The organism is Gracilimonas halophila (assembly GCF_042684365.1).
In the GTDB taxonomy this organism is placed as follows: domain Bacteria; phylum Bacteroidota; class Rhodothermia; order Balneolales; family Balneolaceae; genus Gracilimonas; species Gracilimonas halophila.
Genome location: NZ_JBHULI010000020.1, coordinates 1 through 560 on the forward strand (window position 1 = coordinate 1; position 560 = coordinate 560).

Annotated in this window: 1 protein-coding gene; it reads right to left on the reverse strand. The window is 51.6% G+C overall.

The genetic code is table 11. The features are described from left to right. The coding region (locus tag ACFSVN_RS05005; protein WP_390299520.1) for an EF-Tu C-terminal domain-related protein at window positions 1–560 on the reverse strand (560 nt) is incomplete at both ends.

Genomic DNA, 560 nt, shown 5'->3' on the forward strand with positions numbered 1-560 from the left:
ATTTTAGTTACCACTCCGGCGCCAACAGTACGGCCACCTTCGCGAATTGCAAAGCGCAGTCCCTCTTCCATCGCTACCGGCTGGATGAGTTCCACGTCTAATTTCACATTGTCTCCCGGCATCACCATCTCCACTCCGCTTGGAAGCTCACAGGCTCCGGTCACATCGGTGGTTCGGAAATAAAACTGCGGGCGATACCCTTTGAAGAATGGCGTATGTCGTCCACCTTCATCTTTACTCAATACATACACCTCGCACTCAAACTTCTTATGCGGGGTGATCGAGCCCGGCTTACACAACACCATTCCGCGCTGCAGCTGCTCTTTGTTAATTCCTCGAAGAAGAATCCCGGCGTTATCTCCGGCCTGTCCCTGGTCGAGCATACGACGGAACATCTCAATACCGGTTACTACCGTTTTCATCGGCTCTTCTACAATTCCTACAATCTCAATCTCATCGTTGATCTTCAGCACCCCACGCTCAATACGTCCGGTTGCTACCGTTCCACGTCCGGTGATAGAGAATACATCCTCTACCGGCATCAAAAACGGCTTGTCCAC